This is a genomic window from Micromonospora sediminicola (genome assembly GCF_900089585.1).
GTDB lineage: Bacteria > Actinomycetota > Actinomycetes > Mycobacteriales > Micromonosporaceae > Micromonospora > Micromonospora sediminicola.
The window spans coordinates 1,062,525-1,089,211 of sequence record NZ_FLRH01000003.1 but is presented as its reverse complement, the minus strand read 5'-3'; the positions used below and the strand labels follow the sequence as shown (position 1 = coordinate 1,089,211).

The following is a 26,687-nucleotide window of genomic DNA, read 5'->3' as shown; positions in this document are numbered from 1 at the left end:
GTTGGTCGGTTCCTGACCTGCCGGTGAATCTCCGGACGGAAGATGACGTGGTGCGCCGCCTGCTCCGCAAGCCCGTCCGGCTGGTGCCGCTCGGGTTCCTGGTGGTGATCCTGGTCGGCACCGGGCTGCTCATGCTGCCCTGGGCCACGAGCGAGCAGCGCTACACCTCGTTCGAGACCGCGCTGTTCACCTCCACCTCGGCGGTGTCGGTGACCGGCATGACGGTCACCGACACGCCGAACTACTGGAACGGCTTCGGGCTGGTGATGATCACCGTGCTCACGCAGCTCGGCGGCTTCGGCATCCTGACCGGCGCGTCGTTGGTGATCCTCGCGGTCTCCCGCCAGCTCGGCCTGCGCAACCGGCTGCTCGTCCAGGCCGAGACCGCCGAGTTCGGCCTCGGTGACCTACGCCGGCTGCTGCTGCGGATCGCGGCCACCGTCTTCGTCACGGAAGCGCTGGTGGCCGCCGTGGTCGGCGCGCGGCTGTGGCTGGTCTACGACTACGCGCCCGGGCGGGCGATCTGGGCCGCCGTGTTCCACTCGATCCAGGCGTTCAACAACGGCGGCTTCACGCTCTACTCCGACGGCCTCGTCGCCTTCGCCCGCGACCCCTGGGTGACGTTGCCGCTCTGCGCCGGCGCGATCATCGGCGGGCTCGGCTTCCCGGCGCTCTTCGAGGCCACCCGGGAGTGGCGGCGGCCGGCGCGCTGGGCGGTCGCCACCAAGCTGACCGTCTGGGGCAGCCTGGTGCTCATCGCCGTCGGCTTCGGCTACCTGCTGCTGGCCGAGTGGGGCAACCCGTACACGATCGGCACCTACGACGTGCCGGGCAAGGTGCTGTCGACCTTCGGCCAGATCGCGCTGAGCCGCACCGGCGGCTTCGACCTGATCAACGTGGATCGGCTCACCGAGGAGAGCTACCCGATGTTCGTCGGCCTGATGTTCATCGGCGGCGGCAGCGCCAGCACCGCCGGCGGCATCAAGGTCTCCACGTTCTTCCTGCTCGGCTTCGCCATCTGGGCGGAGCTGCGCGGCGAACCGGACACCACGGTGGGGCACCGCCGGGTGGCCTCGGCCAGCCAGCGGCAGGCGCTGACGGTCGCCCTGCTCAGCGTCGCGCTGGTCACCGCCGGCACGGTCGGCCTGATCGCGCTGACCGCGCACGTGCGCTTCCACGCCGCGCTGTTCGAGGTCACCTCGGCGTTCAGCACCACCGGGCTCACCGTCGGCCTGACCCAGCAGTTGCCGCCGTCCGGGCAGTACGTGCTGATCGCGCTCATGTACATCGGCCGGGTCGGCCCGCTCACCCTCGGGTCCGCGATCGCGTTGAACACCCGGCGACGCCTGTACCGCTACCCGGAGGAGCAACCCATTGTCGGCTAGACGTTCCGAGGACACCGGCGTCGCCGTGATCGGCCTCGGCCGGTTCGGCTGTCACCTGGCCAACTCGCTGGCCCGGCTCGACCACGAGGTGCTGGCCGTCGACCGCGACCCGGAGCGGGTCCAGCGCTGGTCCGGCGAACTGGACCGGGTGGTGCAGGCCGACGCCACCGAGGAGGCGGTGCTGCGCCAGCTCGGTATGGCCGACTTCCCCCGGGTGGTGGTCGCCATCGGCGCGTCGGTCGAGGCGAGCGTACTCACCGTGCTGGCCCTGACCGAGCTGGGCGTACCGCAGATCTGGGCCCGGGCCACCTCGGAGAAGCACGCGAAGATCCTGCACTCGGTCGGCGCGCACCACGTGGTGTTCCCGGAGGCGGAGACCGGCGAGCGGGTGGCGCACCTGATCGTCAGCCGGATGCTCGACTTCATCGAGTTCGGCGACGACTTCGCCATCGCCAAGATCCGGGTGCCGCCGCCGCTGGTCGGGCGTTCGCTGCGCGACCTGGCCCCGCAGGACCGGTACGGCGTGATGGTGGTCGGCGCCAAGCAGCCCGGCCAGCCGTTCCGCTACGCCGGGCCGGAGACCGTGCTGGAGCCGGAGAGCGTGCTCATCGTGGAGGGCAGCATCGCCCAGGTGCAGCGCTTCGCCGCGCTGGCCTGACCGTCACCCCTTCGGGCCCTTCGGACCCTTGCCCTTGGCCTTGTCCTTGCCGTGCTCACCCCCCTTCGGCCGGTCTACTTCCCTTTTCCCTTCGGAGCACCCTTGGGCTTCGGCTTCGCCGGCTCGGCCTTCGGCTTCGGCGCGGGCTTCGCCTTCGCCGTCCCGCCCTTGGCGGTGGTCTTGGTGGCCGGCTTGGCCGGCGGCTTGGTGGTCGGCGCGACGGTGATCGGCACCGAACCGGCGATGCCCGACACCTGCACCCCGCACGTGCGTCCGCCGATCGTGAACTCCACCGGCAGCGTGTTGCTCCCGCTGTAGCGCCCGGCCAGCGTGACCTTGGTGGACGCGCCCGGCGCCAACACCGGAGTCGTCGCCGGGGCGGTGACCGACACGGCCCGCCCCACCTGGCGTACCGGAGGTTGGGCCGTGGTGATCGCCTGCTTGCCGGGGAAGCTGAAGTTCATGGTCCAGTCGCGCAGCTCGCGGGTGCCGGTGTTGGTCACCGTCAGCTCGGCCGAGAAGTCCTTGCCGGTGTCGCGGCGCAGCGAGTAGTCGACCGCGCACGGGGTCGGCTCGGGCAGCCCCATCCGCGCCTCGGTCGGCTCCACGCCGCCGCTGGCCGGGCTCCGCGACGTCACCCCCCACAGGGTTGCGGTGACCGCGATCAGGCCGGCGGCGGCCACCCCGGCCTCCACCCGGCGCCGCCGCACCGCGGCCCGCCGGGTCCGGGTGCGGACCACCGAGAACGGCAGCGCGTCGGTCTCCGCCGACCACGGCAGGATGGTGGTGCCGGCGTTCTCCATCAGCGCCGGGTCGATCCGGCCGAACGCCGGCGACACCGGCACGACCGCCGCGATGCCGGCCGCCTCGGCGAGGGTCCGGGCCACCTCGGTGGTCGGCGGACGGTCCTCGGGGCGCTTGGCCAGGCAGCGCTGGACCAGTTCGGCGACCTGGGCGGGCAGCCCCGGCACCGGCGGCATCGGGTCCGGATCCCGGTACATGTGGGCGCGGAGCATCTCGGTGGTGGTGCTGGCCTGCCACGGCAGCCGGCCGGTGAGCATCCGGTAGAGCAGCAGCCCCACCGCGTACACGTCGGTGGCCGGCGAGACGTGCCCGTTGTCCAGCCGCTCCGGGGCCAGGTAGGCGGGCGTGCCGAGCAGCGCGCCGTCCGGCCCCTTGTCGCTCTCCCCCACCAGAGCCGAGATGCCGAAGTCGACGACCTTCACGCCGGTCGGGGTGAGCATGACGTTGCCCGGGGTCACGTCCCGGTGCACCACGCCCCGGGCGTGCGCGGTGGCCAGCGCCGAGGCCACCTCCGCGCCGATCGTCATGGCCTCCCGCCAGGGAAGCTGCCCGTCCCGGCCGAGCCGGCCGCTGAGCGGGCCGCCGTCGACCAGCTCCATAACCACGTACGGAACGGTCAACCCGACCTGGATCGACTCGCCGTAGTCGTACACGTTGGTGATATTGGGGTGGCAGAGCCGCGCGGCGGCCTGCGCCTCGACGCGGATCCGGTGCCGGAACGCCTTGTCACTGGCCAGCCGGGAGGCGAGCACCTTGACCGCCACCTGCCGGCCGAGCACCTCGTCGTAGCCGCGCCAGACGACCGACATGCCGCCCGCACCCAACTGCTCGACGAGCCGGTATCGCTCGCCGAGCAGTTGCACGCCGTTCCTGACCGGTCCGCCCATGGTCGGTCCTGTTGCCCGAAGTGGGCCCTCGTACACCTCAGCGGTCGGAATCGGTCAGGAAAGTCACCCGTTCAGGCGGTCGCGAGGAGTTGGTCCACCGGCGCGTAGTCGTCGGTGAGGACCTGCGCGTCCCCGACCCACTCGGCGGTGCGGGCCTCGTCGAGCAGCTCGGCCGGTTCCGGCAGCAGCTTCAGCCCGGCCGGGATCCCGGCCAGCGGCAGCGGCGCGTCCGAGGCGATGATCAGGAAGTTCGCGCCCTGCCGACCGGCGACCGCGCCGGGCGGGGCGATCAGCGCGACGTGCTCGAAGACCGCCGAGACGGTGGCCAGCTCGGCCTTGATGAACCGGTCCGGCGGGTAGTCGATGACGTTCTGCACGTAGACGCCGTCCGGGCGCAGCACCCGCCGGACGTCGGCGGCCATCTCGCGGGTGGCCAGGTGCCAGGGCACCACCAGGTGGCCGAACGCGTCCCCGACGATGAGGTCGCGGCTGTCGGTCGGCTCGCCCCCGAGCAGCACCCGCGCGTCACCCACCCGGGCGCGCAGCTGCGGACCGGTACGCAGGCCCAGCTCCCGCTTGTCCAGGTCGACCAGGCCGCCGTCCAGCTCGAAGACCAGGTTGTCGGTGCCCGGCCGGGTCGCGGCCAGATAGTGCGGCACGGTGAAGCCGCCGCCGCCCAGGTGCAGCGCGTCCACCGGCTGCCGCGCCGGACGGGCCAGGTCCGCGACCAGGCCGATCCACTGCGTGTACCCGTACTTCAGGTGGGTCGGCTCGCCCAGGTCGACGTAGGAGTGCTCGGCCGAGTTGAGGTAGAGCGTGCGGCCTTCCGGCCACTGCGGGTCCACCTCGACCCGCGCGCAGTGGTAGGCGGTCTCCACGTCGCACGGGTTCGGGGCGGCGGCGGTGAGCCCGGCCGCGGAGAGGCCGAGCAGCGCGAGCGCGGCCTTGGCCCGGCCCGGGGCCGACGGCCCGCCGCCGGAGCGCCGCCGCAGCCAGAAGCCGAGCGCCAGCCCGGTCGCCCCGAGCACCGCGGCCAGCGCCAGCACGATCACCGAACTGGGCAGCGCGGCGACCAGGATGAAGCCGGTGCCGAGCGTGGCCGTGATGCCGCCCAGCGTGCCGATGCTGGAGAGCTTGCCGACGACCTGGCCGGTGCGGCGCAGGTCGGCGAGTTGGAGCTTCACCACCAGCGGGGTGATCCCGGCCAGCAGCGCCGCGGGCAGCAGCACGGTCACCGCGGTCAGCAGGAGCACCGCGCTCGCCGCGCCGCCGCGCAGCACCTCACCGGCGTAGCGGACGATCGGCAGGGTGACCGCGGTGGCGATGCCGGCCAGCACCAGCGCCGGGGCGATCAGGGTGCGCGGGTCCCGCCGGTCGGCGAGCCACCCGCCCATCCACGCCCCGTACGCGATGGCGGCCAGCGCCATGCCGATGACCGAGCTGGTCACCTGGAGCGTCACCCCGACGTACGGGCCGACCAGGCGCAGTGAGACGGTCTCCAGCACCAGCACCGCGCCGCTGGAGAGGAAGACCAGGAACGCGGCGAGCCCGTTCGGCAGGGCCCGCGGCGGGGCAGTCGTGCCGGCGACCGGCTCGGTGATGACGTCGGACGATGTGCTGCTCACCGTCGCGATGGTACGCAGCGTTCCTGGGCCACCGGGTCAGTACATCGAGATGTGAACATGGTTTGTGTGGTCGGCGGCCGGGCTGCCGCCCCCGCTGTACGCCCGCCAACCGGTGTTCGGCATCCAGATCTGGCGATACCAGATCACGTACATGATGCCGAGCCGGTTCGCGTTGTTCTTGGCCCAGGCGGCGAGGCTGTCGCCGTACGCCTTGTCGCCGCCGGTGGCCGTGCGGTCCTCGAACCCGTCGGTGGCGGCGGCGAAGTCGCAGGCCCGGCCCTTGGGATGCTCGCCGCCCCCGCCGCTGCGGTGACACGACGCGTAGCGCTTGTAGCCGGCGGCCTTGGCCTGCTGGAGCATGTGCAGCGTGCGCGGCGTGATGCAGCCGGACGCGGGGGTCGGGTCGTCCACCGAGCACGACTCCGACGGCCACGAGCCGTCCGAGTTGCGCGGCGCCGGCTTGGCCGACGAGGAACCGCCGCTGAAGCCGGAGCCGGCCCCGGAGCTGACCTTGGCCAGCGCGACCTCGGCGTCCTTCTTCTTGCGGGCCAGCACGGCGAGCTGCTTCTGCTGCTCCCGCACCTCGGTGTCGATGGCCAGCTTCGACTCGGCCGCCTCGGCCTTGGCCCGGGCCAGGTCACCCAGGCGCTTGCTGTCCCGCTGGGCCATCGTGTCCAGCTCGGCGGCCCGCTGGAGGAAGTCGTCCGGCCCGGAGCTGGCCAGCAGCATCGACGCCTCGTTGAGCCGACCCAGCCGGTAGGACTGCACGGCCACCTCACCGGCCTGCGCGGTCAACCCGACGAGGCGCGCCTCGATGTCCTTGAGCTGGGTGGCCAGCGCGGCCTGCCGGCGCCTGGAGTTGTCCAGCCGGTTCTTGGCGTCGATGTGGCCCTTCGCCGCGGCCTCCAGCGCCGCCCGCAACTGCTTGCTGTCGCCCTCGTCGGGGGCGTTCGGACTCGGCGCGGCGGCGGCCGGGCCGGCCACGGCGAGGCTGCCGGCGCCGAGCAGCACGGCCGTCGCGGCGAGCAGCGCGAGCAACGACCGGCGGACGCGCCGGCCGGTGAGGCTGGTCCTGGGCACTGTTGGTCCTTCCGTCGACCGCCGGCCCCCCGAGTCGACCGTGCGCGGCGGCGTCTCCGCCGGCGCCGGGCGGCGGCCTGCTGGCGGAGACCGCCGGTCACGATACCGGACCGCGCGCCCCGCGCCAGGCCGGCGAGGGCGCGGAGCGCGTAACGTCGACGCAGCGTGTCGCGGTCGTCGCCCAGCGCCGATCAGCGGGCCAGCAGCGCCGCGTACACCTCGTCCCAGATCTCCTCGCTGGCGGCGACCAACAGGCCCCGGCCCTCGTCGGCCGGGTGGTAGTCGGTGCCGTCGAAGCGGCGGGCCACCCCGCCGGCCTCCCGGACGAGCAGCGTGCCGGGGGTGTGGTCCCAGGGCAGGGTGCGCCAGAACAGCACGAACTGCTGGGCGCCGGTGAGGATGTCCAGGTATTCCCGGCCGGCGCAGTGCTGGCCGGGCAGCAGCTCTCCGAGTCGCCGACCGCCGGCCTCGACGTCGCGGCGGAAGTCCGCCGGCAGGAACTTCGTCATCGCGGTGCCGCGCAGCGCGCCCGCCTCCGGCGCCGACCCGGCGGCCCGCACCGGCGTGCCGTCCAGCGTCGTGCCCGCGCCGAGCCGGCCGGCCGCCATCGTGCCGTCCAGCGGGTCGTAGACCCAGGAGGCCACCGGTACGCCGTCGGTGAGCAGCGCCACCATCAACGCGAACGGCCGCCGGCCGGCGGCGAAGTTGGACGTGCCGTCGACCGGGTCGACCAGCCAGACGTCGCCGGTGCCGTGCAGGTGCCGCAGCAGGTCGGGATCGTCGGCGACGGCCTCCTCGCCGACCACGACCGAGCCGCGCCGCAGCCGTCGCAGCCCTTCGGAGATCAGCTTCTCGGCCTCGCGGTCGGCGACGGTCACCACCTCGCCGGGCGCCTTCTCGGAGATGTCGGACGCGTCGAGCCGGCGGAACAGCGGCACCACGACGTCGGCCGCGGCCTCCCGCAGCAGCGCGGCGACGTCGTCCAGCAGCGGGTCAGCCACGCGGCGGCAACTTGACCACGCTGACGAAGAACTCGTCGATCTGGCGGACCACCGAGATGAAGCGCTCGAAGTCCACCGGCTTGGTCACGTAGGCGTTGGCGTGCAGCTGGTAGCTGCGCAGGATGTCCTCGTCGGCCTGCGAGGTGGTGAGCACCACGACCGGGATCCTGCGCAGTTCCTCGTCCTTCTTGATCTCTTCCAGCACCTCCCGGCCGTCCCGGCGGGGCAGGTTGAGGTCGAGCAGGATCAGGTCGGGGGTGACCGCGTCCGCGTACTGGCCCTCGCGACGCAGGTAGGCCAGGGCCTCCGCGCCGTCGGAGACGACGGTGAGGCGGTTGCGGAGCTTGTGCTCCTCGAACGCCTCCTGGGTCATCAGCACGTCGCCCGGGTCGTCCTCGACGAGCAGGACCTCGATCGGGCTCTTGCCGTCCGCAGGCGCGGTCATCCCACCGTCTCCTTCATGCCACCGTTTGTACCGTGTCCGTCCGCCCGTGCGGGCGACTCCTCGCGTACCGGGCCGTCCGGCTGAGTGGCGACCTCGGGAGCGGCGTCCTCGGCGCCCTCCCCGGTCGACGCCCCGTCCCCGGTCGACCCCTCCACCGGCTCGGTCGCCTCGGCGCCCTCGGCGGCCCCGGCCTCGTCGGCCGCCCGGGCCGCCTCGACGTCGGCCTCCAGCGCGGGCAGCGTGAACCGGATCGTCGTGCCGACCTCGGCGTCGGTGTCCACCCAGACCCGACCGCCGTGATATTCCACGATCTTCTTGACGATGGCGAGCCCGATGCCGGTGCCCGGGTACGCGTCCTTGGAGTGCAGCCGCTGGAAGATCACGAAGATCTTGTCGGCGAACTCCGGCTCGATCCCGATGCCGTTGTCCCGGCAGCTGATCTCCCACTCGCCGTCCACCAGCCGGGCCGACACGTGCACCTTGGGCGTCACGTCGGGGCGGCGGAACTTCACCGAGTTGCTGACCAGGTTGACCAGCAGGTTGGTCAGCAGCGGCTCCTCGCCGCGGATCGTCGGCATCTCGTCCCAGGTCAGCTCGGCGTCGGCGTACTGCCGGGCCGCCTCGGTCTGCCCGGCCACGTCGCCCATCACCTTGTTCAGGTCGACCTCCGTGAAGCCGGTGGTCAACCGGCCGATCCGGGAGAACGCGAGCAGGTCGTTGATGAGCCGTTGCATCCGCTGCGCGCCGTCCACCGCGAACGCGATGTACTGGTCCGCCCGCTCGTCGAGCTGCCCCGCGTAGCGCCGCTGGAGGAGCTGGCAGAAGCTGGCCACCTTGCGCAGCGGCTCCTGGAGGTCGTGCGAGGCCACGTACGCGAACTGCTCCAGGTCACGGTTGGAGCGGGTCAGCTCCTCGGCCTGCTTCTGGAGCTGGCTGTTGACCCACTCGATCCGCTCCCGCGCCTGGCGTACCTCGTCCAGCTCCTGGGCGATCTTCTGCCGCATCAGGTCGATGTCGTCGGCGAGCCGGCGGAACTCGGGCGGGCCGGACCCCTCGATGTGGTGCTGGTAGTCGCCGGCGGCGACCTCGCGCACCTGCCCGACCAGCCCGGCCAGCGGGCGGATCAGGATCCGGTCGAGCGAGAGCAGCATGACCGTGCCGGCCACCGCCACCACCAGGGCCGCGATGATCAGCAGCACCACCAGCGCGTTGCTGGTGGCGTTGACCCGGTCGGCGGTCTCCTTCCGGACGGTGAGGACCTCGTCCTGAAGCGTCGTGACAGCGGTGCGGATGCCGTCGAACTGCTGCCGGGTCTGGTCGGTGATCAGCGCCTGCCCGGCGGCCGGGCCGCTGCGCTCCGTGGTCGCGATCACCGGCTCGGCGACCTGGCTGCGCCACTGCGCGGTCCGCTGCTCGACCAGGCCCAGCTCCCGGCGCACGTCCGGGTAGTCGGCGGAGAGGTCACGGATGGAGGCGATCAGGGCCTGCTCGCGCTGCACGCCCTCCCGGTAGGGCACCAGGTCGTTGCGGTCGCCGTTCACCGCGTAGCCGCGCACCGCGGTCTCCTGGTCCAGCAGGACGCTCATCAGCTCCTGCGCCTGGACCCGCAGCGGGCCGGTCTTGAGCAGCACCGCGTCGATGTTCTGCCGGTTCTTCGCGGCGACCGCCGCCTCCGCGGCGGCCAGCCCGAGCAGCAGCACCAGCACCACGCCAAGGAGCGCGGCCACCCGCCGCCGCAGGGTCCACCCCTGCTGGTACGCCTTCACCGATCCCACTTTCGCTCGTCCCTCGGGTTCACCGGCCGCCACCACGGGTGACCAGCAGCATCGCCACGTCGTCGGCCAGCGGGCCGCCGTTGATCTGCTCGGCGCGACCGACCAGCCAGGCGGGCAGCTCGGCCAGCGGCACCGCCCGGTTGGCCGGGTCGGCGAGCAGGTCGGTCAGGCCCGGCACGTCGAGCCGCTCGTCGCCGCCGTCGACCCGGCCCTCGATCAGGCCGTCGGTGTACATCAGCAGCGACCAGTCGTCGGTGTCGAACTCCAGGTCGAACGCGACGGGGCGACGGGGTCGGACGCCGAGCAGCAGGCCGCCCTTGGCCGGCACCGGGGCGACCTTACCGCCGCTGAGCAGCAGCGGCGGCGGATGGCCGGCGAGCCGGACGGTGGCCCGCGCGGACGCCAGGTCGAGCCGGGCGGTCGCCACCGTCGCGAAGATCTCCTGGAGGCGGCGCTCGCTCATCAGCACCTGCTCCAGCGCGGGCAGCACCTCGTCGTCGGGCACCCCGGCCAGCACCAGGGCCCGCCAGGCCACCCGCAGCTCGACGCCGAGCGCGGCCTCGTCCACCCCGTGGCCGCAGACGTCGCCGACGATCAGGTCGATCCGGTCCGGTCGGGTCTGCACCACGTCGTAGAAGTCGCCGCCGATCAGCGCGGCGTGCCGGCCGGGCCGGTAGAACGTGTGCACCGCGACCTCGTCGGTGGTCATCAGCGGCTGCGGCAGCAGGCCGCGCTCCAGGCGGGCCGACTCGGCCTGACGCAGCTCCACCTCGCGCAGCCGGCGGGCGTTCTCGTCGGCCCGCTTGCGCTCCACCGCGTAGCGCAGCGCCCGGGTCAGCAGGACACCGTCCACCTGGCCCTTGACCAGGTAGTCCTGCGCGCCCTCGGCGACCGCCACGATGCCCAGGTGCTCGTCGGAGCGGCCGGTCAGCACGCAGACCGCGGCGCCGCTGGCCATCTCCAGCACCCGGCGCAGCCCGTCCAGGCCCTGCGCGTCCGGCAGGCCCAGGTCGAGCAGGACGCAGTCCACGCCCATCACCCGCTGCCGGGCCTCGCTGAGGCTGGTCGCCACCAGCAGGTCGATCATCGAGTTGGTCTCGGCGAGCAGCTCGCCGACCAGGAAGGCGTCGCCCTCGTCGTCCTCGACCAGCAGCACCCGCAGCCGCTCGCCCGGCGGGAGGCCGCCGTGCAGCCCCGCGCCGGCCCGGGGCACGACGACGGAACCCGGCACGCTGCTCCCCCCGTGCGGCCGGGTCACCGCCGCGAGGCGCGGGAGTTCGCTGGTGATGTCGGGCTCCTTCCGGGCGCCGTGGGCGATCCAGGCTAAGACAAACGGTCGCACACCACACGACCGCCGTCGGCATCGGTCGGCGGTGAACCTCGTCCACCCGGACAGCGGCACGGCCGACCACCGATGTTACGCCGGGAGCGGTGCCAGGGCGGCGAGGCACCGACCGGGTGGTGCCGCCGCGAGGCCCGGGGGTGCAGGATGATGCCCACCCCCGTAGATCCACCCCGAGGAGTCCCCGTGGGCGCACCCCCCACCCGCCCCGCCGACCGGGCGTTGGCCAAGCCGCGCCGCCGGTTGCCCGCCGCCGTCGCCGCGCTGGTCGCGCTGCTCGCCGTCGGGGCGGGCGTCCTGCTCGACCTGTCCACCCCGGCGCCGCGCCCGGTGAGCGCGCCGGCCGACGAGTTCAGCGCCGCCCGGGCGTACCGGAACGTGGAGGTGATCGCCGCCCGGCCGCACGTGGCCGGCAGCGAGGCCAACGACCGGGTACGCGAGCACCTGGTGGGCACGCTGCGCGGGCTGGGCCTGGAGACGCAGGTGCAGGACGCGGTCGCGCCCGAGGCCGGGCAGCTCAGCGGCGCGGCCGGCGGGGCGACGCTGGCCCGGGTCCGCAACGTGGTGGCCCGGCTCCCCGGCACCGACCCGACCGGCAGGGTCTTCCTCGTCTCCCACTACGACTCGGTGCAGACCGGGCCCGGCGGCAACGACGACGCCGCCGGCACCGCCACCATCCTGGAGGTGGCCCGGGCGCTGACCACCGGCCCGCGCCCCCGCAACGACGTGGTCTTCGTGCTCACCGACGCGGAGGAGGCGTGCCTGTGCGGCGCCGCCGGCTTCGCCGCCGACCACCCGCTGGCCGCCGACGGCGGGGTGGTGCTCAACCTGGAGGCGCGCGGCTCCACCGGCCCGGTGATCATGTTCGAGACCTCGCGGAACAACGCGAAGCTGGTGGACGTCTTCGGTCGGGCCGCCCCGCACCCGGTGGGCACCTCGTTCGCGGTGGAGATCTACCGGGCGCTGCCCAACGACACCGACTTCACCGCGTTCCTCGACCAGAGGTTCGTCGGGTTGAACTCCGCCTACATCGACGGCGGGGCGATCTACCACACGCCGCTGGACGTGCCGGCCCGGATGGACCGGGGCAGCCTCCAGATGCACGGCGACAACGCGCTCGGCCTGGCCCGCGAGTTCGGCCGCACCGACCTGGGCGACCTGCGTGCCGGCCACGACGACACCTACTTCCCCGTTCCCGGCGGCCTGGTCCGCTATCCCGGCTGGCTGACCCTGCCGCTGGCCGTGGTCGCGCTGCTCGCGGTCGGCGCGCTCGGCTGGCTGCTGCGCCGGCGCGGGCGGGCCACCGCCGGCACGCTCGCCGCCGGCGCCGCCCTGACCCTGGTGCCCCTCGTGGTGGCCCCGCTGGGCGCCTGGCTGCTCTGGACCGCGATCACCACGGTCCGCCCCGGATACGCGGAGCTGCTCGACCCGTACCGTCCGGTCTGGTACCGGCTCGCCGTGGTGGCGCTCGCCGCCGCGGTGCTGCTCTGCTGGTACGCGCTGAGCCGCCGCCGGGTCGGCCCGGCCGCCCTGGCGTTCGGGGGGCTGACCTGGCTGGCCCTGTTCGGGGTGCTGCTCGCCGTGCTGGTGCCCGGCGGGGCGTACCTGACGACAGTGCCGGCGCTGGCCGGCGCGGTCGCCGGCCTCACCGCGCTGGCCACCCGGCGCGACGGCCCGTGGCCGGTGGTCGCGGTGACCCTGGCCGCCGCGGTGGCCGTGGTCATCCTGCTGCCCACCGTGGTGCTGCTCTTCCCGGCGCTCGGCATGGGCATGGGCGCGGTGGCCGCGCTCGTCGCGGTGCTGCTCGGCCTGGCCGCGCTGCCCGTGGTGGACCTGCTGCACCCGCAGGCCGGCGGCCAGCGGGGCCTGCTCGCGCTGCGGGCCCGCCGGCTCGGCGCGCTGCCCGCCACGGCCGCCGCGCTGGCCGCGGTGGTGCTCGCCGGGGTCGGCCTGGCCGTGGACCGCTTCGACGCCGACCACCCCGTGCCGACCCACCTGATGTACGCGCTGGACGCCGGCACCGGCAAGGCGGCCTGGCTCAGTCACGAGGAGGCGCCGCAGCCCTGGACCGACGGGTACGTCGACCGGAGCGTCTCGGTCGCCGACGACTTCCCCGGCCTGGGCGACGGCGAGTTGCGGGCCGGGCCGGCGCAGGCGGCGTCCCTGCCCGCGCCGAAGCTGGAGACGCTCGCCGACACCCGTGCCGGCGACCAGCGCACACTGCGGGTGCGGGTCACGCCGCAGCGGCCGGTGCGGCTGCTGACGCTGCACGTGGACACCACCACCGCGACCGTGCGGGCCGCGTCGGTGGCCGGGCGGGAGGTGCCGGTCAAGGCGCGCGAGGGCCGGTGGGGCTTCGGGATCGTCTTCCACGCCCCGCCGCCGGAGGGCGTCGAGGTGACGCTGACGCTGGCGACCACCGGCGACGGTCCGGTGAACCTGCGCGCGATGGACGCCAGCGACGGGCTGTCCGCGCTGCCCGGGTTCCGGGCCCGGCCGGCGGACGTGGGCGTGGTCGGCTCGCACAGCTCGGAGATGCTGGCGGTGGCGCGCACGTACCCGCTCTAGCGGCGCGGCCCCCGTCGGCGTCAGGTGCCGGCGGGGGCCGCCACCGCCTGCTCCGCCGCTCGGCTGACCCGCTCCCAGCCCGCCCAGGTGTCCATCCGCCGGCGGGAGATGTCGAACGCCAGGTCGTAGACCATGCTGCCGAGCAGCAGCCGCAGTGGCGGGTCGTCGCTGTCGACCAGTTGCAGCAGCGCCTCGGCGGCCAGCCGGGGTTCGCTGTCGACGGAGCCGGCCGCCCACTGTCGCTCCAGCTCGGCGCGCAGCGGCGCGTACGCCTCCACCGGGGTGGTGGTCGTCATGCTGGTGTAGAGGTCGGTCCAGTAGCCGCCGGGCTGCACGATGCTGACCTTGATGTCGAAGGCCGCCGCCTCCATCGCCAGGGCCTCGCTCATGCCTTCCAACGCGAACTTGCTCGCGCTGTACATGCCGGTGCTCGGGAAGCCGGCGAGTGCGGCGATGCTGGAGACCTGCACGATGTGACCGGACCGTTGGGCGCGCAGGTGGGGCAGCACGGCCTGGCTGACCCACAACGCGCCGAAGACGTTGACCTCGAACTGGGCTCGCGCCTCGGCCTCGGTGTACTCCTCGATCATGCCCATGGACAGGGTGCCGGCGTTGTTGACGACGACGTCGAGCCGTCCGAACCGCTCGACCGCGGTGGCCACGGCGGCGAAGACGGCCGCCCGGTCGGTGACGTCGAGGGGCAGGGCCAGCAGCCGGTCGCCGTGCCGCGCGTCGACGTCGTCCGGGGTGACGGTCCGGGCGGCGGCGACCACCCGGTCGCCACGGTCGAGCGCGGCGTCGACGAAGGCGCGGCCCAGGCCGCGGCTGGCGCCGGTGATGAACCAGGTGCGGGGGGTGGCGTCGGACGGGGTCGGCATGCGAGGGCTCCCTCGATCACTGAGACGAGACGGTCCGTCTCGCTATCGGACCGAGGCTAGCTCGACCCGTTCTCTCCGTCAAGACGAGACGGTTCGTCTCGCTGATAGGATGCCGCCCATGACGCCGCCGAACACGGCCCGCCGACGGGAGACCTCCCGCCGCGCCATCCTCACCGCCGCCTTCGACCTGCTCCAGGAGGTCGAGTACGCGAAGCTCAGCATCGAGGGCATCGCCGCCCGCGCCGGCGTCGGCAAACAGACCATCTACCGCTGGTGGCCCTCCAAGGGTGCGGTCGTCCTCGACGCCTTCCTCATGCTCAGCGAAGGCGCGGAGGGCGAGCCGATCCGGCTGCCGGACACCGGCGACCTGGCCGCCGACCTGACCGAGGTGCTCCGCGCCACCGTCGTCGAGCTGACCGACGCGCGGTACGAGCAACCGATGCGCGCGCTCGCCACCGAGATCGCCCACGACCCCGAGCTGGCGGCGACGTACGCGCAACGACTGGACGGGCCGCTGCGGGAGGCCAAGCGGCAGCGCCTGCGCAGCGCCCAACTGGCCGGGCAACTCGCCGACGACCTCGACCTCGACGTCGCGGTGGACCTGATCTGGGGTCCGTTGTTCCAGCGCTGGCTGCACCGCGGCGGACCACTCACGACCGACTACACCGACCGCCTCGTCGCCACCGCGCTCGACGGGCTACGGCCCCGCCGCTGAACTTTTCTCCGCCGGGATGTCGAGGAACGGCCGGTCGGCTTCTACCCCCGGGTGAAAGCTGGTTCACGCGACCCGAGGAGCACACGATGAGCAAGGTGACCACCGGCGCGACGATGTCCCTGGACGGCTACGTCGCGGACCCTTCGCACGGCGGGTTCGAACACCTCTTCCAGTGGTACGGCAACGGCGACGTGGAGGTGCCGACCGCCAACCCGGAAATGACGTTCCGGACCTCGGCGGCCAGCGCCGCGCACATCCGCGCGCTGGTCGAGCGCACCGGGGCGCTGGTCGTCGGCCGTACCCTGTTCGACCTGACCAACGGCTGGGGCGGGCGGCACCCGATGGACAAGCCGGTGGTCGTGGTGACCCACCGGGTGCCGGACGGCTGGGAGCCCGAGGGCGAGTCGTTCGTGTTCGTCACCGACGGCATCGAGGCGGCGATCGCCCGGGCCCGTTCCCTCGCCGGTGACAAGGAGGTCGGGGTCAACGCGGGGACGATCGCCCGGCAGGTGCTGGAGGCCGGGCTGCTCGACGAGGTGCACGTGGACCTGGTGCCGGTGCTGCTCGGCGACGGGATCCCGTTCTTCTCCGGGCTGGGCATCGCGCCGGTGGAGTTCGACGGGCCGTTCCGGGTGGTCGAGGGCACCGGGGTCACCCACCTGGCCTACCGGGTACGGCGTCCGGCCTGACCCACACCAGCTCGCCGAGGGGGCGGGGACCGCTTGACCGGGACCCCGCCACCTCGGCGTGGTGGAGCCGACCAGCGACCGGCCGACCTTCAGTACCGGTTCGGGGACCACTGGGTCCCCGCGCTCCTGGCGCGGATCCGGGCCGGAGATACCGGCTCGCCGGGCGCGCACCCGCTCGCTACGCTGCGCCGCATGCGGCTGGAGACGATCACCCCCGACAACTACGAGGCGGCTCTCGGCCTGTCGGTGCGCCCCGACCAGGAGGATCTGGTGGCACCGGTGGTCAAGTCGCTGGCCGAGGCGTACGTCTTCCCGGAGCACGCCTGGCCGAGGGTGATCTACGACGGGGACCGGCTGGTCGGCTTCCTGATGGCGTTCTTCGACATCGCGTGGAACGACCGCCCGGACGACGTACGGGCCGGTCTCTGGCGGCTGAACATCGCGGCCGACGCGCAGGGCCGCGGCTACGGCCGGTTCGCGGTCGACGCGGTGTGCGCGGAGATCCGGGCCCGGGGCGGTGACCGGGCGTACGTCACCTGGGAGCCCCGCCCCGGCGGGCCGGAACCGTTCTACCTGAAGCTGGGTTTCCGGCCGACCGGCGAACGCAGCGGCGGCCAGACGGTCGCCGTCCGCGACCTCTGAGCCGGTCAGTGACGACTGCTCGGCGCCGGACGGCCAAGGCCCGCGCCACTCGATCGACACCAGTTCAGGGAAGTGGCCGTATCCGAGCTGTCGGGAAACCGCCACATCGGCGTAGTGGAGTGGATCAAGAAACGGGGACGGTCTACTTCCAGCGGAAGTGGACGAAGAGGCGGCCGAAGTTCTTCGAGTCCTTCTCGACCCGGTGGTAGAGCTGCTTGACGTCCTTCTGGTCGAGGAAGCGCAGCACCTTCTTCTTGAGCGCGCCGGAGCCCTTGCCCGGGATGATCTCCACGAGCGTGGCCTTCTTCGCCACGGCCTCGTCCATGATCCCGCGCAGCGCGCGGTCGATGTCGTGGCCCTTGTTGTAGATGTCGTGGAGGTCGAGCTTCAGCTTCACGATCCCATCCTAGGTACGCCGAAGGGCAGCCCACCCGGGCTGCCCTTCGACGGGGCTCAACGACCGACCTTGCCCTCCACCCGGCGCAGGGCCGTGGTGTAGTCGGTGTTCGTCGAGTACATGGCCGCCGCGATGCGAAGGTGCCGCAGCGCGTCGGCCGGCCGGTTCATCCGCTCCAGCGTCCGACCCAGCACGTGGTGCGCGTAGTGGTCGCTCGGGTCCCGGTCGACCAGCTCGCGCAACTGCTCCTCGGCGCGGTTGAGCTGCGCCGACTGGAAGTACGCCCGGGCCAGCAGCTGCCGGACCGAGGAGTTGTCCGGCTCCGCTTCGATGATCGGTTCGAGCAGCCGGGCCGCCCCGGTCGGGTCCCCGGAGTCGAAGAACATGGTCGCCCGCCGGTACTCCGCCAGAAGGTCCACTCGACCCACCTCCTCGTGTCGCGTCAGCCCTTTGTCCGACGCTGGCACAACACCGGCGCGAGCGCGAGTGTTCCACGGGGTGAAGATCAGGGGGTCGGGTCGTACCGGTCACCCACCAGGTCCCAGGCCCGGACACCACCGACGATTCCGGCCGTGTTCGGGACGACCACGACGTCGTCCCCCATCCGCGCCACCTGTTCCGGCCGGATCAGCCGCGAGTTGCCCCCGCCGAGATAGAGCCGGTCCCAGCGGAACACCGGCCGCAGGCCGTCCACCACCTGCCGGATTCGCCGGGACCAGAACGCGTCGCCGAGTCGTCGCCGCTCCGGCTCCCCCACGTACGTGTCGTAGGTGGTGTTCCACCGCACCGGCGCGTGCGACAGCTCCAGGTGCGGGGCGATCGTCCCGCCGTCGAAGAGCGCGCTGCCCAGCCCGGTGCCGAGCGTCAGCACCAGCTCGCAGCCGGTCCCGGCGACCACGCCCGCACCGTGCACCTCGGCGTCGTTGAGGACCAGCGCGGGCATGCCGAACGCCTCGGCCAGCGCGCCGCGCGCGTCGTACCCGGACCATTCCGCGACCAGGTCCGGGTCGACGCGACTGCGCGGCCCGGAGCGGGTCACGTAGTGCGGGGTGGCCACCACCACGCCGTGCCGGATCATGCCGGGCATGCCGACGGTGAGCCGGTCCGCCGCGGGCAGCCGGGCGCCGAGATCCAGCAACGTCGTCACGAACAGGCTCGGGGGCAAGGGGTACGGCGTGGGCACGCGCAACGGTCGGGCCCGCATGGTCCCGGCGGCGTCCAGCACGGAGGCCTTGATTCCGCCGCCCCCGCAGTCGATCGCCAGTGTGGTCGCCACGGCTGTGAGTCTCCCTCAGACAAGCGTCGCCCCGAGCGCGGGTCACGGTAATCCGGATGCGCCCGCCGGTAGGCTCGGTTCCCTGATGAGCGCCACGTTGATCGCCAAGGATCTCACCGCCGGCCACGGTGACCGCCTTCTCTTCTCCGACCTGAGCCTGGTCGTCGCGCCCGGCGACGTGGTCGGCCTGGTCGGGGTCAACGGCGCCGGCAAGTCCACGCTGCTGCGGACGCTCGCCGGCCTTCAACCCCGGGAGCAGGGGACGGTGGCGTTGAACCCGCCCACCGCCACGGTCGGCTACCTGCCGCAGGAGCCGGAGCGCCGGCCCCGTGAGACGGTCCGGGACTTCCTGGCCCGGCGTACCGGCGTGACCGACGCGCAGGCCGCGCTGGACGCCGCCACCGAGGCGCTGACCGCCGGGGCGGCCGGCGCCGACGACGCGTACGCGACCGCCCTGGAACGGTGGCTCGACCTCGGCGGCGCGGATCTGGAGGAGCGGGCCGCGCAGGTCGCCGGCGAGCTGGGTCTCGACGTCGAGCTGGAGCACCCGATGACCGGCCTGTCCGGCGGGCAGGCGGCCCGGGCCGGGCTGGCCTCGCTGCTGCTCAGCCGCTACGACATCTTCCTGCTCGACGAGCCCACGAACGACCTGGACCTGGCCGGGCTGGACCGGCTGGAACGCTTCGTCACCGGGCTGCGCGCCGGCACCGTGCTGGTCAGCCACGACCGCGAGTTCCTCACCCGCACGGTCAACCGCATCGTGGAGCTGGACCTGCACCAGGGGCAAGTCAACCAGTACGGCGGCGGCTACGCGGCCTACCTCGAGGAGCGCGCCGTGGCGCGCCGGCACGCCCGCGAGGAGTTCGAGGAGTACGCCGACACGAAGGCCGACCTGGAGGCGCGCGCCCGGACCCAGCGGGCGTGGATGGAGAAGGGCGTGAAGAACGCCCGGCGCAAGGCCACCGACAACGACAAGATCGGCCGCAAGTTCCGGACCGAGTCCACCGAGAAGCAGGCGGCGAAGGCCAAGCAGACCGCCCGGTTGATCGAGCGGCTGGAGGTGGTCGAGGAGCCGCGCAAGGAGTGGGAGCTGCGGATGGAGATCGCCGCCGCGCCCCGCGCCGGCGCCGTCGTGGCCTCGCTGCGCGGTGCCGTGGTGCGCCGGGGCGGCTTCACCCTCGGCCCGGTGGACCTCCAGGTCGACTGGGCCGACCGGGTGGCGATCACCGGGGCGAACGGCTCCGGCAAGAGCACGTTGCTGGCCGCGCTGCTGGGCCGGCTGCCGCTGGACGAGGGCCACGCCGCGCTCGGGCCGGGTGTGGTGGTGGGCGAGGTGGACCAGGCCCGGGGGTTGTTCCTCGGCGACCAGCCGCTGCTCGACGCGTTCGGCGCCGCCGTAGGAGATCTCGCACCGGCGGACGTGCGGACGCTGCTGGCCAAGTTCGGCCTGCGCGCCGACCACGTGCTGCGGCCTGCGGCGACGCTCTCGCCGGGCGAGCGGACCCGGGCCGCGCTGGCCCTGCTCCAGGGGCGCGGCGTCAACCTGCTGGTGCTCGACGAGCCGACCAACCACCTCGACCTGGCCGCGATCGAGCAGCTGGAGTCGGCGCTGGCCACCTACCCGGGCACGCTGCTGCTGGTGACCCACGACCGGCGGATGCTGGACGCGGTGAGCGTGAACCGGCGGCTGCGCGTGACCGACGGGCGGATCGCCGAGGATTGATCCGTGCCGACCGGCGCGCGCGGGGCCACAATGAGCCCATGCTCAAGTGGGAGTACGCGCTGCTGGTCCGCCGCCGCCAGGCCGCGACCACGGACACCGGCTGGGAGATCGTCTTCATCTGGTACGGCCCGGACGGCTCCATGATCGACGTGACGCCCTACGGCGACACCGCGCTGGCCCACCTGAACCGGGCCGGCGACCAGGGCTGGGAGCTGGTAGCGATGAGCGAGGACCCGTCGCTGCCCGGCAACGCCGAGCTGCACCGCTACCACCTCAAGCGCCCGAAGACGGCCCCGGCACAACCGCGCCAGCGCATGCGCGGCTCCCGTACCCCCCGCCGCACCCTCCCCACCTGACCCCTCCCCCTCCCTCCCCTCCCCCCGCTCCCCCGTCCCGGCGGTGATCAAGGAGTTTGCGTCAGCGGGGCGGGCCGCTCACGACACAAACTCCTTGGTCATCGTCGAGGGCGAGGGAGCGCGCGGGCGGAAACGGCTCGTGCTGGCTGGCGGGCGATTACCGCCCCGGGAGCGATATGACTCCTGGTCATATTTATGACTCTGAGTCATATCGTTATCAGGGGGATGCCTTCGTGGGCGCGACACGCCCGGACGAGCGAGCCGCCGCCGACGCCGGAGGGAACAGCGCCGGGGCCTTCGTGAGCGCGAGGCACCCGGGCGAGCGAGCCGCCGCCGGGGGAGACGGCGTCGGGGGTCTTCGTCGGCGCGACAGGCCCGGACGGGCAAGCCGCCGCCCGGTGATGCAGCGCGGCGGAGGGCCCATGGCCGCGCTCGGGGCGGGACGGCCCGACGGCTCGTCGCGTGGTCGGTAACGGCCCAGGGTGCGTCCGGACCTCGGCCGGCAGTGCCTGGTGGACGTGTATCGGGGTGAATTGGGGGTAACGCGCCGCCGGAGGTGGCACATGGTGGCGATGGGGCAGGCCGCGCTCTCGGGTGAGCGGCTCCGACAGGCCGACGGCTTCCTCGCCGAGGCGTGGGCCGACATGGCCCGGCACGACGAGCGGTTGCGCGGCGTGACCGTGGAGGTGAGCTTCGACCGGGGGGTGGCACACCTGACCGGCGAGGTCGCCGACCCGGAGCAGCTGCGGCTGGTCCGGGAGCTGATCGGCCGGCTCTCCGGGGTGCTGGGCGTGTGGTGCCGGGTGGGCGTCGCCGGCCGGCCGCCGGTGGTGGTCGACCTGGGCTGCGGGGCGACCAAGCAGTGGCCGGGCAACCTGGGGCTGGACATCTATCCGGCGCCCGGGGTGAACGCGGTCGCCAACCTCGCCGGCTCACTGCCGCTGCGCGACGACTCGGTCGACGTGTTCTTCGCGGTGCACATCGTCGAGCACCTGATCGACTTCCTGCCACTGTTCGACGAGTGCCACCGGGTGCTCCGACCGGGCGGGGTGCTGCACGTGATGAGCCCGTGGTGGCGGCACGTCAACGCGGTCGCCGACCCGACCCACGTCCGCCTGCTCGACGTGCAGACGTTCAAGGGCATCTGCGGTCAGCGCCCGCCCGGCACCCCGCGCTGGTATCCGCTGCACGTCGGCTGCGACGGCGCCTCCGTCTTCGCCGACCTCACCCCGCTACCCCCCGACGCCCCCGCCCCACCCCCCTCCCACCTGGCCCGCTTCTTCGACTGACCCCCGGCTCACCGCGTTGACCATGAAGTTGGCGGCAGTTTCGGAGATCGAAAACACCGCCAACTTCATGATCGACGAGGCCGGGCAGGGCGAGACCAGGCGTAGGGCCGCTGCGGGGGCAGGGCGCGGGGCGGTCAGGAGGGTGGGGCGGATTCGCGGAGGGCCAGGCGGTGGGGGGCGACCAGCTCCCTCGGCGGGGCCTCGCGATCGGCGCCGAGCCGGCCGGCGAGCAGCTCCACCGCGAGCCGGGCGACGCGCTCCTTGTCCGGGGCGACGGTGCTCAGCGTCGGGATCGAGAAGCGGCCGTCCTCGATGTCGTCGAACCCGGCAACAGCCACGTCCTCGGGCACGCGCAGACCCGCCTCGTGCAGGGCGCGCAGCGCGCCGAGCGCGAGCGTGTCGTTGAAGCAGAACACGGCGTCGGGGCGTACCCCGGAGGTGAGCAGGTGCCGCATGGCGGCCGCGCCGTCGGCGCGGTGCCAGGCCGGCGCGGGCGCCACCAGGCTGTCGTCGTACGCGATGCCGGCCTCGGCCAGCGCGGCGGTGTAGCCGGCCAGGCGCAGCCGGGCGCTGGCGCCCTCGGGGGTGCGCTGCGACCCGATCGCGGCGATCCGGCGGCGGCCGAGGCCGACCAGGTGGGCGGTGATCTCCCGGGCGGCGGCCACGTTGTCGACCATGACGTGGTCGGCGGGGCCGTGGTCGACGCGCTCGCCGAGCAGCACCATCGGCAGTCCGTCGAGGGCGGCCAGGTCGTCGGCGGTGAGCGCGAGCGGGCTCAGGATCAGGCCGTCGATCATGTGGTCGCCGATCCCGCTGGCCGCCTTGCGTTCCTGCTCGGAGCCGCCGCCGGTCTGGTCGATCAGCACCGTCCAGCCGTGCTCGGCGGCGGCGGTGACCACGTGCCGGGCCAGCTCGGCGAAGTAGGGGATGTCCAGCTCGGGCACGGCCAGCGCGATCACGCCGGTGCGCCCCTTGCGCAGGTTGCGGGCGGAGAGGTTGGGCCGGTAGTGGAGTTCGGCGATGGCCTCCTCGACCCGGGCCCGGGTGTCGGCGCGGACGTGCTGGTAGCCGTTGACCACGTTCGAGACGGTCTTCACCGACACGCCGGCCCGCTCCGCCACGTCCTTGAGCCTGTGCCGCACTGAACTTCCCTCCCCGGTGAACGCTGGCCGCACTCTACCGCGTCACGACGACGTAACGACCCCTTTACAGCGTTGCTTACAACGTTGTAGAAACCAGGGACACGGGTGACCGCGGTCACCCGGCGACAGCACCGAGGGAAAGGTGGCACTCGTGCCGAACGCGCAGCTCACGGTCGACCCGGCGTTCCGGGTCGGTCCGGCCGACCGACGGCTCTTCGGCTCCTTCGTCGAGCACATGGGCCGCTGCGTCTACGGCGGGGTCTACGAACCGGGGCACCCGACCGCCGATCCGCTCGGCCTCCGGCGCGACGTGCTGGACCTGACCCGGGAGATGGGCGTGTCGGTGGTCCGCTACCCCGGCGGCAACTTCGTCTCCGGCTACCGCTGGGAGGACGGCGTCGGGCCGGTGGGCGACCGCCCGCGCCGGCTCGACCTGGCCTGGAAGACGATCGAGACCAACGCGTTCGGCCTGGACGAGTTCATGACCTGGGCGGCCGAGGCCGAGGTCGAGCCGATGATGGCGGTCAACCTCGGCACCCGCGGCGTGGCCGAGGCCTGCGACCTGCTGGAGTACGCCAACCACCCGGGCGGCACCCAACTGTCCGACCTGCGCCGCAAGCACGGCGCCGAGCAGCCGTACGGGGTGCGGCTGTGGTGCCTCGGCAACGAGATGGACGGGCCGTGGCAGGTCGGGCACAAGACCGCCGACGAGTACGGCCGGCTGGCCGCCGAGACCGCCCGCGCCATGAAGATGATCGACCCGTCGATCAGCCTGATCGCCTCCGGCAGCTCCAACCGGCAGATGTCCACGTACGCGTCGTGGGAGGCGACGGTGCTGGAGCACACCTACGAGCACGTCGACTACATCTCCGCCCACACCTACTACGACCCCTCGGACGGCGACCGGGCCAGCATCCTCGCCTCCGCCGTCGACATGGACGCCTTCATCACCGAGGTGACCGCCACCGCCGACTACGTCGGCGCCAAGCTGCGGCAGAAGCGCAAGCTGAAGATCTCCTTCGACGAGTGGAACGTCTGGTACCAGTCCCGTCTCCAGGCCGACCTGGACCGGCGCGGCTGGGTCGAGGCCCCGGCGCTGATCGAGGACGACTTCACCGCGGTCGACGCCGTCGTGGTGGGTGACCTGCTGATCACCCTGCTCCGGCACGCCGACCGGGTGGGCGTGGCCTGCCAGGCGCAGCTCGCCAACGTGATCGCCCCGATCCGCACCCGCACCGGCGGCCCCGCCTGGCGGCAGAGCATCTTCCACCCGTTCGCCCTCACCGCCCGGTACGCGCGCGGCACGGTCCTGCGCACCGAGCCGGTCGGCCCGACCTACCGGACCAGCCGGTACGGCGACGTGCCGGTGCTGGACACCGTCGCCGTGCACGACGAGGAGACCGGCGGCCTGGCCGTCTTCGCGGTCAACCGCGGCCCGAACGACGTCCCGCTCGACCTGGACCTGCGCGGCCTGCCCGGCCTGCGCGCCGAGGCGCACACCACAGTCGCGGCCGGGGCCGACCCCGCCGCCACCAACACCGAGGCGGACCCCGAGCGGGTCACGCCACGGCAGCTCCACACCCCCACCCTCGACGGCGGCCGCTGCACCGTGGCGCTGCCCGCCACCTCCTGGAACCTGCTGCGGTTCGCCCCGCAGTCGTGACCAGGCAATACTTCATCCCGTCCCCCAAGGAGTAAGCATGATCCAGAACGAGATGAGCCGGCGGCGCCTGCTCGGCCTCGGCCTCGGCCTCGGTGCGGCGGCCTCGCTGACGCTGACCGGATGCGGTGGCGGCAGCAGCTCCGGCCCGTCCGGCGCGGCCGGCAACGGCGGCAAGGAATACACCGGGCCGAAGGTCGACCTCAAGCTGTGGAACGGCTTCACCGGCGGCGACGGCGACATCTTCAAGGCCCTGGTGCAGCAGTTCAACAGCGAGCACCAGAACATCGCGGTCAGCGTGATCACGTACCAGTGGGAGGACTACTACAGCAAGCTCCCCGGCGCGGTGTCCAGCGGCAACGGCCCGGACATCGCGGTCATGCACATGGACCAGCTCGCCACGTTCGCCGCCCGCGGCACGATCAGCGAGCTGGACGACGTGGCCAAGACCCTGGAGCTGAGCGAGGGCGACTTCGCCCCGACGGTGTGGAAGGGCGGCCTCTACAACGACAAGCGGTACGGCATCCCGCTGGACATGCACCCGCTCGGCTTCTACTACAACAAGGCCGTCATGCAGAAGGCCGGCCTGGACCCGAACAAGCCGCCGGCGACGAAGGACGAGTACACCGCCGCGCTGACCGAGCTGAAGAAGTCCGGCGTGCAGGGCTTCTGGGTCAGCCCGTTCCAGTTCACCGGCGGCATGACGTTCTACAGCCTGCTGCACCAGTGGGGCGGGAAGCTCTTCGACGACGAGGTGGCGAAGGCGACCTTCAACTCCGACCCGGCGGTCGAGGCGTGCACCTGGCTGGTCGACCTGATCAAGCAGGGCCACTCGCCGGCCAACGTCGGCCAGGACGCCGACTACCTGGCGTTCAAGAGCGGCAAGAACGCGTTCAACTGGAACGGCATCTGGCAGATCAACGACCTGAAGAAGAGCGCGAACGTGGAGTGGGGCGTGGCCCCGCTGCCCCAGATCGGCACCCAGCAGGCCGCCTGGGCGAACTCGCACAACTTCACCATCGTCAAGCAGCGCGCGGCGAACGACAACAAGGTCTCCGGCGCGAAGGTCTTCATCAACTGGCTGAGCCAGCACTCGCTGGACTGGGCCAAGGGCGGCCAGGTGCCGGCCCGCAAGGCGGTCCGGGACAGCGCCGAGTTCAAGGCGCTCACCGAGGTCAACGCGCTCGCGCCGGAGCTGGAGTACGCCGCGTTCCCGCCGGCGGCCCCGGGTCTCGGCGAGACGATGCTGACCTTCTACAGCGCCTTCAACGAGGCGGCGCTGGGCAAGAAGTCGCCGAAGCAGGCCCTGGACGACGGCGTGGCGAAGGCCAACAAGCAGCTCGAGGACAACCGCAAGAAGTACGGGAACTGATCCGTCGTGGCGGACGTGATCGAGGTCGGGGCGGCGCGTGACGGCGCGCCGCCCCCGGCGGGGCGCACCCGCCGCCGGGGCGCGACGGAACGCGGCAACCGGGCCACGCCGTACCTCTTCCTCGCGCCGTACCTGGTCCTGTTCGGCGTCTTCGGCCTGGCGCCGATCCTGTTCGGGGTCTGGATCAGCCTGCACCAGTGGGATCTTCAGCTGCCCAACCGGCCGTTCATCGGGCTGGACAACTACCAGGACCTGTTCTCCAGCGACTCGGCCATCTACGGGGACTGGTGGTCCAGCGTCCGGGCGACCGGGATCTTCACCCTCTTCTCGGTGCCGCTGCTGGTGGTCGTCCCGCTGGGGCTGGCGCTGCTGCTCAACCGCTCGTTCCCCGGCCGCACGTTCTTCCGGGCCGCGTTCTTCGCCCCGTACGTGCTCGGCGTGGCGGTGATCGGCCTGCTCTGGCGGTTCCTGCTCGACGCCAACCTGGGCCTGGTCAACAGGCTGCTCGGCCTGGTCGGGCTCCCGTCGGACACGCCGTGGGTCACCGACGTGCCGTGGGCCTGGGTCTCGCTGGTCGGCGTGACCGTGTGGTGGACCTGCGGCTTCAACGCGGTGATCTACCTGGCCGGTCTCCAGGACATCCCGGCCGAGCTGTACGAGGCGGCGAAGGTCGACGGGGCCGGTGGCTGGGACCGCTTCCGCCACGTCACGATCCCCGGCCTGCGCCCGGTCCTGCTCTTCGTCTTCACCACCACGATCCTCGCCTCGGCGAACGTCTTCGGGCAGGCCTTCCTGATCACCCAGGGCGCGCCGGGCGAACAGACCCGGACCGTGGTCTGGCGGATCGTCGACGAGGGGCTGCGCGACTACGACGCCGGTCGGGCCGCCGCGATGAGCGTGTTCTTCGCGCTGATGCTGGCGGTGGTGAGCATCGTCAACTTCCGGCTGTTCCGCTACCGGGAAGACTGAGGGGACCGC

24 protein-coding genes are annotated in these 26,687 nt (G+C 72.8%); 12 read left to right on the top strand and 12 right to left on the bottom strand.

Annotation, left to right across the window (positions count from 1 at the left end; all coding sequences use genetic code 11):
- The first annotated feature begins 50 nt into the window (after positions 1-50).
- Together GA0070622_RS05625 and GA0070622_RS05620 are read left to right on the top strand one after the other, a co-directional pair.
- Positions 51-1,385 carry a TrkH family potassium uptake protein gene (locus GA0070622_RS05625; RefSeq protein ID WP_091576923.1) on the top strand — a complete coding sequence of 445 codons (1,335 nt, stop codon included), beginning with the start codon at positions 51-53 and terminating at the stop codon, positions 1,383-1,385.
- Positions 1,375-2,043, top strand: coding sequence for a potassium channel family protein (locus GA0070622_RS05620; protein WP_091569542.1), 669 nt, complete (start codon positions 1,375-1,377; stop codon positions 2,041-2,043). The genes GA0070622_RS05625 and GA0070622_RS05620 overlap by 11 nt, the downstream gene beginning before the upstream one ends.
- Before the next feature lie 74 nt (positions 2,044-2,117).
- On the opposite strand, the gene GA0070622_RS05615 is transcribed toward GA0070622_RS05620, so the two are convergent.
- The 7 genes from GA0070622_RS05615 to GA0070622_RS05585 form a co-directional block, all read right to left on the bottom strand.
- On the bottom strand, positions 2,118-3,734 hold the full coding sequence (locus GA0070622_RS05615) for a serine/threonine-protein kinase (protein ID WP_091569538.1): 1,617 nt from the start codon (positions 3,732-3,734) through the stop codon (positions 2,118-2,120).
- A 71-nt stretch (positions 3,735-3,805) separates the two neighbouring features.
- On the bottom strand, positions 3,806-5,359 hold the full coding sequence (locus tag GA0070622_RS05610; RefSeq protein WP_091569534.1) for a fused MFS/spermidine synthase: 1,554 nt from the start codon (positions 5,357-5,359) through the stop codon (positions 3,806-3,808).
- Between the two features lie 36 nt (positions 5,360-5,395).
- Positions 5,396-6,439 carry a coiled-coil domain-containing protein gene (locus GA0070622_RS05605; RefSeq protein WP_091569530.1) on the bottom strand — a complete coding sequence of 348 codons (1,044 nt, stop codon included), beginning with the start codon at positions 6,437-6,439 and terminating at the stop codon, positions 5,396-5,398.
- A gap of 191 nt (positions 6,440-6,630) precedes the next feature.
- Positions 6,631-7,440, bottom strand: a complete 810-nt coding sequence (locus GA0070622_RS05600; protein WP_091569525.1) for an inositol monophosphatase family protein — start codon at positions 7,438-7,440, stop codon at positions 6,631-6,633.
- Positions 7,433-7,885 carry a response regulator gene (locus GA0070622_RS05595; RefSeq protein ID WP_091569521.1) on the bottom strand — a complete coding sequence of 151 codons (453 nt, stop codon included), beginning with the start codon at positions 7,883-7,885 and terminating at the stop codon, positions 7,433-7,435. Before GA0070622_RS05595 ends, GA0070622_RS05600 begins: the two co-directional genes overlap by 8 nt.
- Positions 7,882-9,651 carry a sensor histidine kinase gene (locus GA0070622_RS05590; protein WP_091569517.1) on the bottom strand — a complete coding sequence of 590 codons (1,770 nt, stop codon included), beginning with the start codon at positions 9,649-9,651 and terminating at the stop codon, positions 7,882-7,884. The genes GA0070622_RS05595 and GA0070622_RS05590 overlap by 4 nt, the downstream gene beginning before the upstream one ends.
- Positions 9,652-9,679: 28 nt before the next feature.
- The gene (locus tag GA0070622_RS05585) at positions 9,680-10,891 is read right to left on the bottom strand and encodes a PP2C family protein-serine/threonine phosphatase (RefSeq protein WP_091576921.1); all 1,212 of its coding nucleotides are present in this window, start codon (positions 10,889-10,891) and stop codon (positions 9,680-9,682) included.
- A 297-nt stretch (positions 10,892-11,188) separates the two neighbouring features.
- On the opposite strand from GA0070622_RS05585, the gene GA0070622_RS05580 reads away from it, so the two are divergent.
- On the top strand, positions 11,189-13,570 hold the full coding sequence (locus tag GA0070622_RS05580; RefSeq protein WP_091569513.1) for a M28 family peptidase: 2,382 nt from the start codon (positions 11,189-11,191) through the stop codon (positions 13,568-13,570).
- A 20-nt stretch (positions 13,571-13,590) separates the two neighbouring features.
- On the opposite strand, the gene GA0070622_RS05575 is transcribed toward GA0070622_RS05580, so the two are convergent.
- Positions 13,591-14,448, bottom strand: a complete 858-nt coding sequence (locus GA0070622_RS05575) for an SDR family oxidoreductase (protein ID WP_091569509.1) — start codon at positions 14,446-14,448, stop codon at positions 13,591-13,593.
- Between the two features lie 118 nt (positions 14,449-14,566).
- Here GA0070622_RS05575 and GA0070622_RS05570 point away from each other — a divergent pair, with 118 nt between their 5' ends.
- The 3 genes from GA0070622_RS05570 (at position 14,567) to GA0070622_RS05560 (ending at position 16,494) form a co-directional block, all read left to right on the top strand.
- Entirely contained in the window at positions 14,567-15,163 is a 597-nt protein-coding gene (locus GA0070622_RS05570) for a TetR/AcrR family transcriptional regulator (RefSeq protein ID WP_176710422.1), read from the top strand.
- Between the two features lie 86 nt (positions 15,164-15,249).
- Positions 15,250-15,852: a dihydrofolate reductase family protein gene (locus tag GA0070622_RS05565; RefSeq protein ID WP_091569503.1), complete on the top strand. Its 603-nt coding sequence runs from the start codon at positions 15,250-15,252 to the stop codon at positions 15,850-15,852.
- Positions 15,853-16,044: 192 nt separating this feature from the next.
- The gene (locus GA0070622_RS05560) at positions 16,045-16,494 is read left to right on the top strand and encodes a GNAT family N-acetyltransferase (protein ID WP_091576919.1); all 450 of its coding nucleotides are present in this window, start codon (positions 16,045-16,047) and stop codon (positions 16,492-16,494) included.
- Positions 16,495-16,636: 142 nt separating this feature from the next.
- Here the strand turns inward: GA0070622_RS05560 and GA0070622_RS05555 are convergent, their stop codons facing one another.
- The 3 genes from GA0070622_RS05555 to GA0070622_RS05545 form a co-directional block, all read right to left on the bottom strand.
- Positions 16,637-16,891 (bottom strand): Smr/MutS family protein, encoded by a 255-nt coding sequence (locus tag GA0070622_RS05555; protein ID WP_013288724.1) that lies wholly within the window; start codon positions 16,889-16,891, stop codon positions 16,637-16,639.
- A gap of 56 nt (positions 16,892-16,947) precedes the next feature.
- On the bottom strand, positions 16,948-17,310 hold the full coding sequence (locus tag GA0070622_RS05550) for a tetratricopeptide repeat protein (protein ID WP_091569498.1): 363 nt from the start codon (positions 17,308-17,310) through the stop codon (positions 16,948-16,950).
- Positions 17,311-17,396: 86 nt separating this feature from the next.
- Positions 17,397-18,167, bottom strand: coding sequence for an ROK family protein (locus GA0070622_RS05545; protein WP_091569493.1), 771 nt, complete (start codon positions 18,165-18,167; stop codon positions 17,397-17,399).
- A gap of 85 nt (positions 18,168-18,252) precedes the next feature.
- Between GA0070622_RS05545 and GA0070622_RS05540 the strand changes: the two genes are divergently transcribed.
- The 3 genes from GA0070622_RS05540 to GA0070622_RS05530 all read left to right on the top strand — a co-directional run bounded on the left by GA0070622_RS05540 (position 18,253) and on the right by GA0070622_RS05530 (position 21,535).
- A complete protein-coding gene (locus GA0070622_RS05540) occupies positions 18,253-19,890 on the top strand; it encodes an ABC-F family ATP-binding cassette domain-containing protein (protein WP_091569488.1) in 1,638 nt (545 codons plus the stop codon).
- Between the two features lie 38 nt (positions 19,891-19,928).
- Positions 19,929-20,246 carry a hypothetical protein gene (locus tag GA0070622_RS05535; protein WP_091569484.1) on the top strand — a complete coding sequence of 106 codons (318 nt, stop codon included), beginning with the start codon at positions 19,929-19,931 and terminating at the stop codon, positions 20,244-20,246.
- Between the two features lie 563 nt (positions 20,247-20,809).
- Positions 20,810-21,535, top strand: coding sequence for a methyltransferase domain-containing protein (locus GA0070622_RS05530; protein ID WP_091569479.1), 726 nt, complete (start codon positions 20,810-20,812; stop codon positions 21,533-21,535).
- 134 nt (positions 21,536-21,669) lie between these two features.
- On the opposite strand, the gene GA0070622_RS05525 is transcribed toward GA0070622_RS05530, so the two are convergent.
- Complete coding sequence (locus GA0070622_RS05525) at positions 21,670-22,677, bottom strand: LacI family DNA-binding transcriptional regulator (protein ID WP_091569476.1); 1,008 nt, start codon at positions 22,675-22,677, stop codon at positions 21,670-21,672.
- 151 nt (positions 22,678-22,828) lie between these two features.
- On the opposite strand from GA0070622_RS05525, the gene arfA reads away from it, so the two are divergent.
- From arfA to GA0070622_RS05510, 3 genes are read left to right on the top strand one after another with little or no spacing between them, the layout of a single operon-like run.
- Positions 22,829-24,340 (top strand): arabinosylfuranosidase ArfA, encoded by a 1,512-nt coding sequence (gene arfA / locus GA0070622_RS05520; RefSeq protein ID WP_091569471.1) that lies wholly within the window; start codon positions 22,829-22,831, stop codon positions 24,338-24,340.
- A 37-nt stretch (positions 24,341-24,377) separates the two neighbouring features.
- Entirely contained in the window at positions 24,378-25,709 is a 1,332-nt protein-coding gene (locus GA0070622_RS05515; RefSeq protein WP_091569466.1) for an ABC transporter substrate-binding protein, read from the top strand.
- A 6-nt stretch (positions 25,710-25,715) separates the two neighbouring features.
- Positions 25,716-26,678 (top strand): carbohydrate ABC transporter permease, encoded by a 963-nt coding sequence (locus GA0070622_RS05510; RefSeq protein ID WP_091569461.1) that lies wholly within the window; start codon positions 25,716-25,718, stop codon positions 26,676-26,678.
- Positions 26,679-26,687: the final 9 nt, after the last annotated feature.

Coding starts and splice junctions, on each gene's coding strand:
- GA0070622_RS05615 (WP_091569538.1), bottom strand. CDS start 3,734: ATGGGCGGACCGGTCAGGAACGGCGTGCAACTGCTCGGCGAGCGATAC.
- GA0070622_RS05595 (WP_091569521.1), bottom strand. CDS start 7,885: ATGACCGCGCCTGCGGACGGCAAGAGCCCGATCGAGGTCCTGCTCGTC.
- GA0070622_RS05575 (WP_091569509.1), bottom strand. CDS start 14,448: ATGCCGACCCCGTCCGACGCCACCCCCCGCACCTGGTTCATCACCGGC.
- GA0070622_RS05570 (WP_176710422.1), top strand. CDS start 14,567: ATGACGCCGCCGAACACGGCCCGCCGACGGGAGACCTCCCGCCGCGCC.
- GA0070622_RS05565 (WP_091569503.1), top strand. CDS start 15,250: ATGAGCAAGGTGACCACCGGCGCGACGATGTCCCTGGACGGCTACGTC.
- GA0070622_RS05560 (WP_091576919.1), top strand. CDS start 16,045: ATGCGGCTGGAGACGATCACCCCCGACAACTACGAGGCGGCTCTCGGC.
- GA0070622_RS05540 (WP_091569488.1), top strand. CDS start 18,253: ATGAGCGCCACGTTGATCGCCAAGGATCTCACCGCCGGCCACGGTGAC.
- GA0070622_RS05535 (WP_091569484.1), top strand. CDS start 19,929: ATGCTCAAGTGGGAGTACGCGCTGCTGGTCCGCCGCCGCCAGGCCGCG.
- GA0070622_RS05530 (WP_091569479.1), top strand. CDS start 20,810: ATGGTGGCGATGGGGCAGGCCGCGCTCTCGGGTGAGCGGCTCCGACAG.
- GA0070622_RS05515 (WP_091569466.1), top strand. CDS start 24,378: ATGATCCAGAACGAGATGAGCCGGCGGCGCCTGCTCGGCCTCGGCCTC.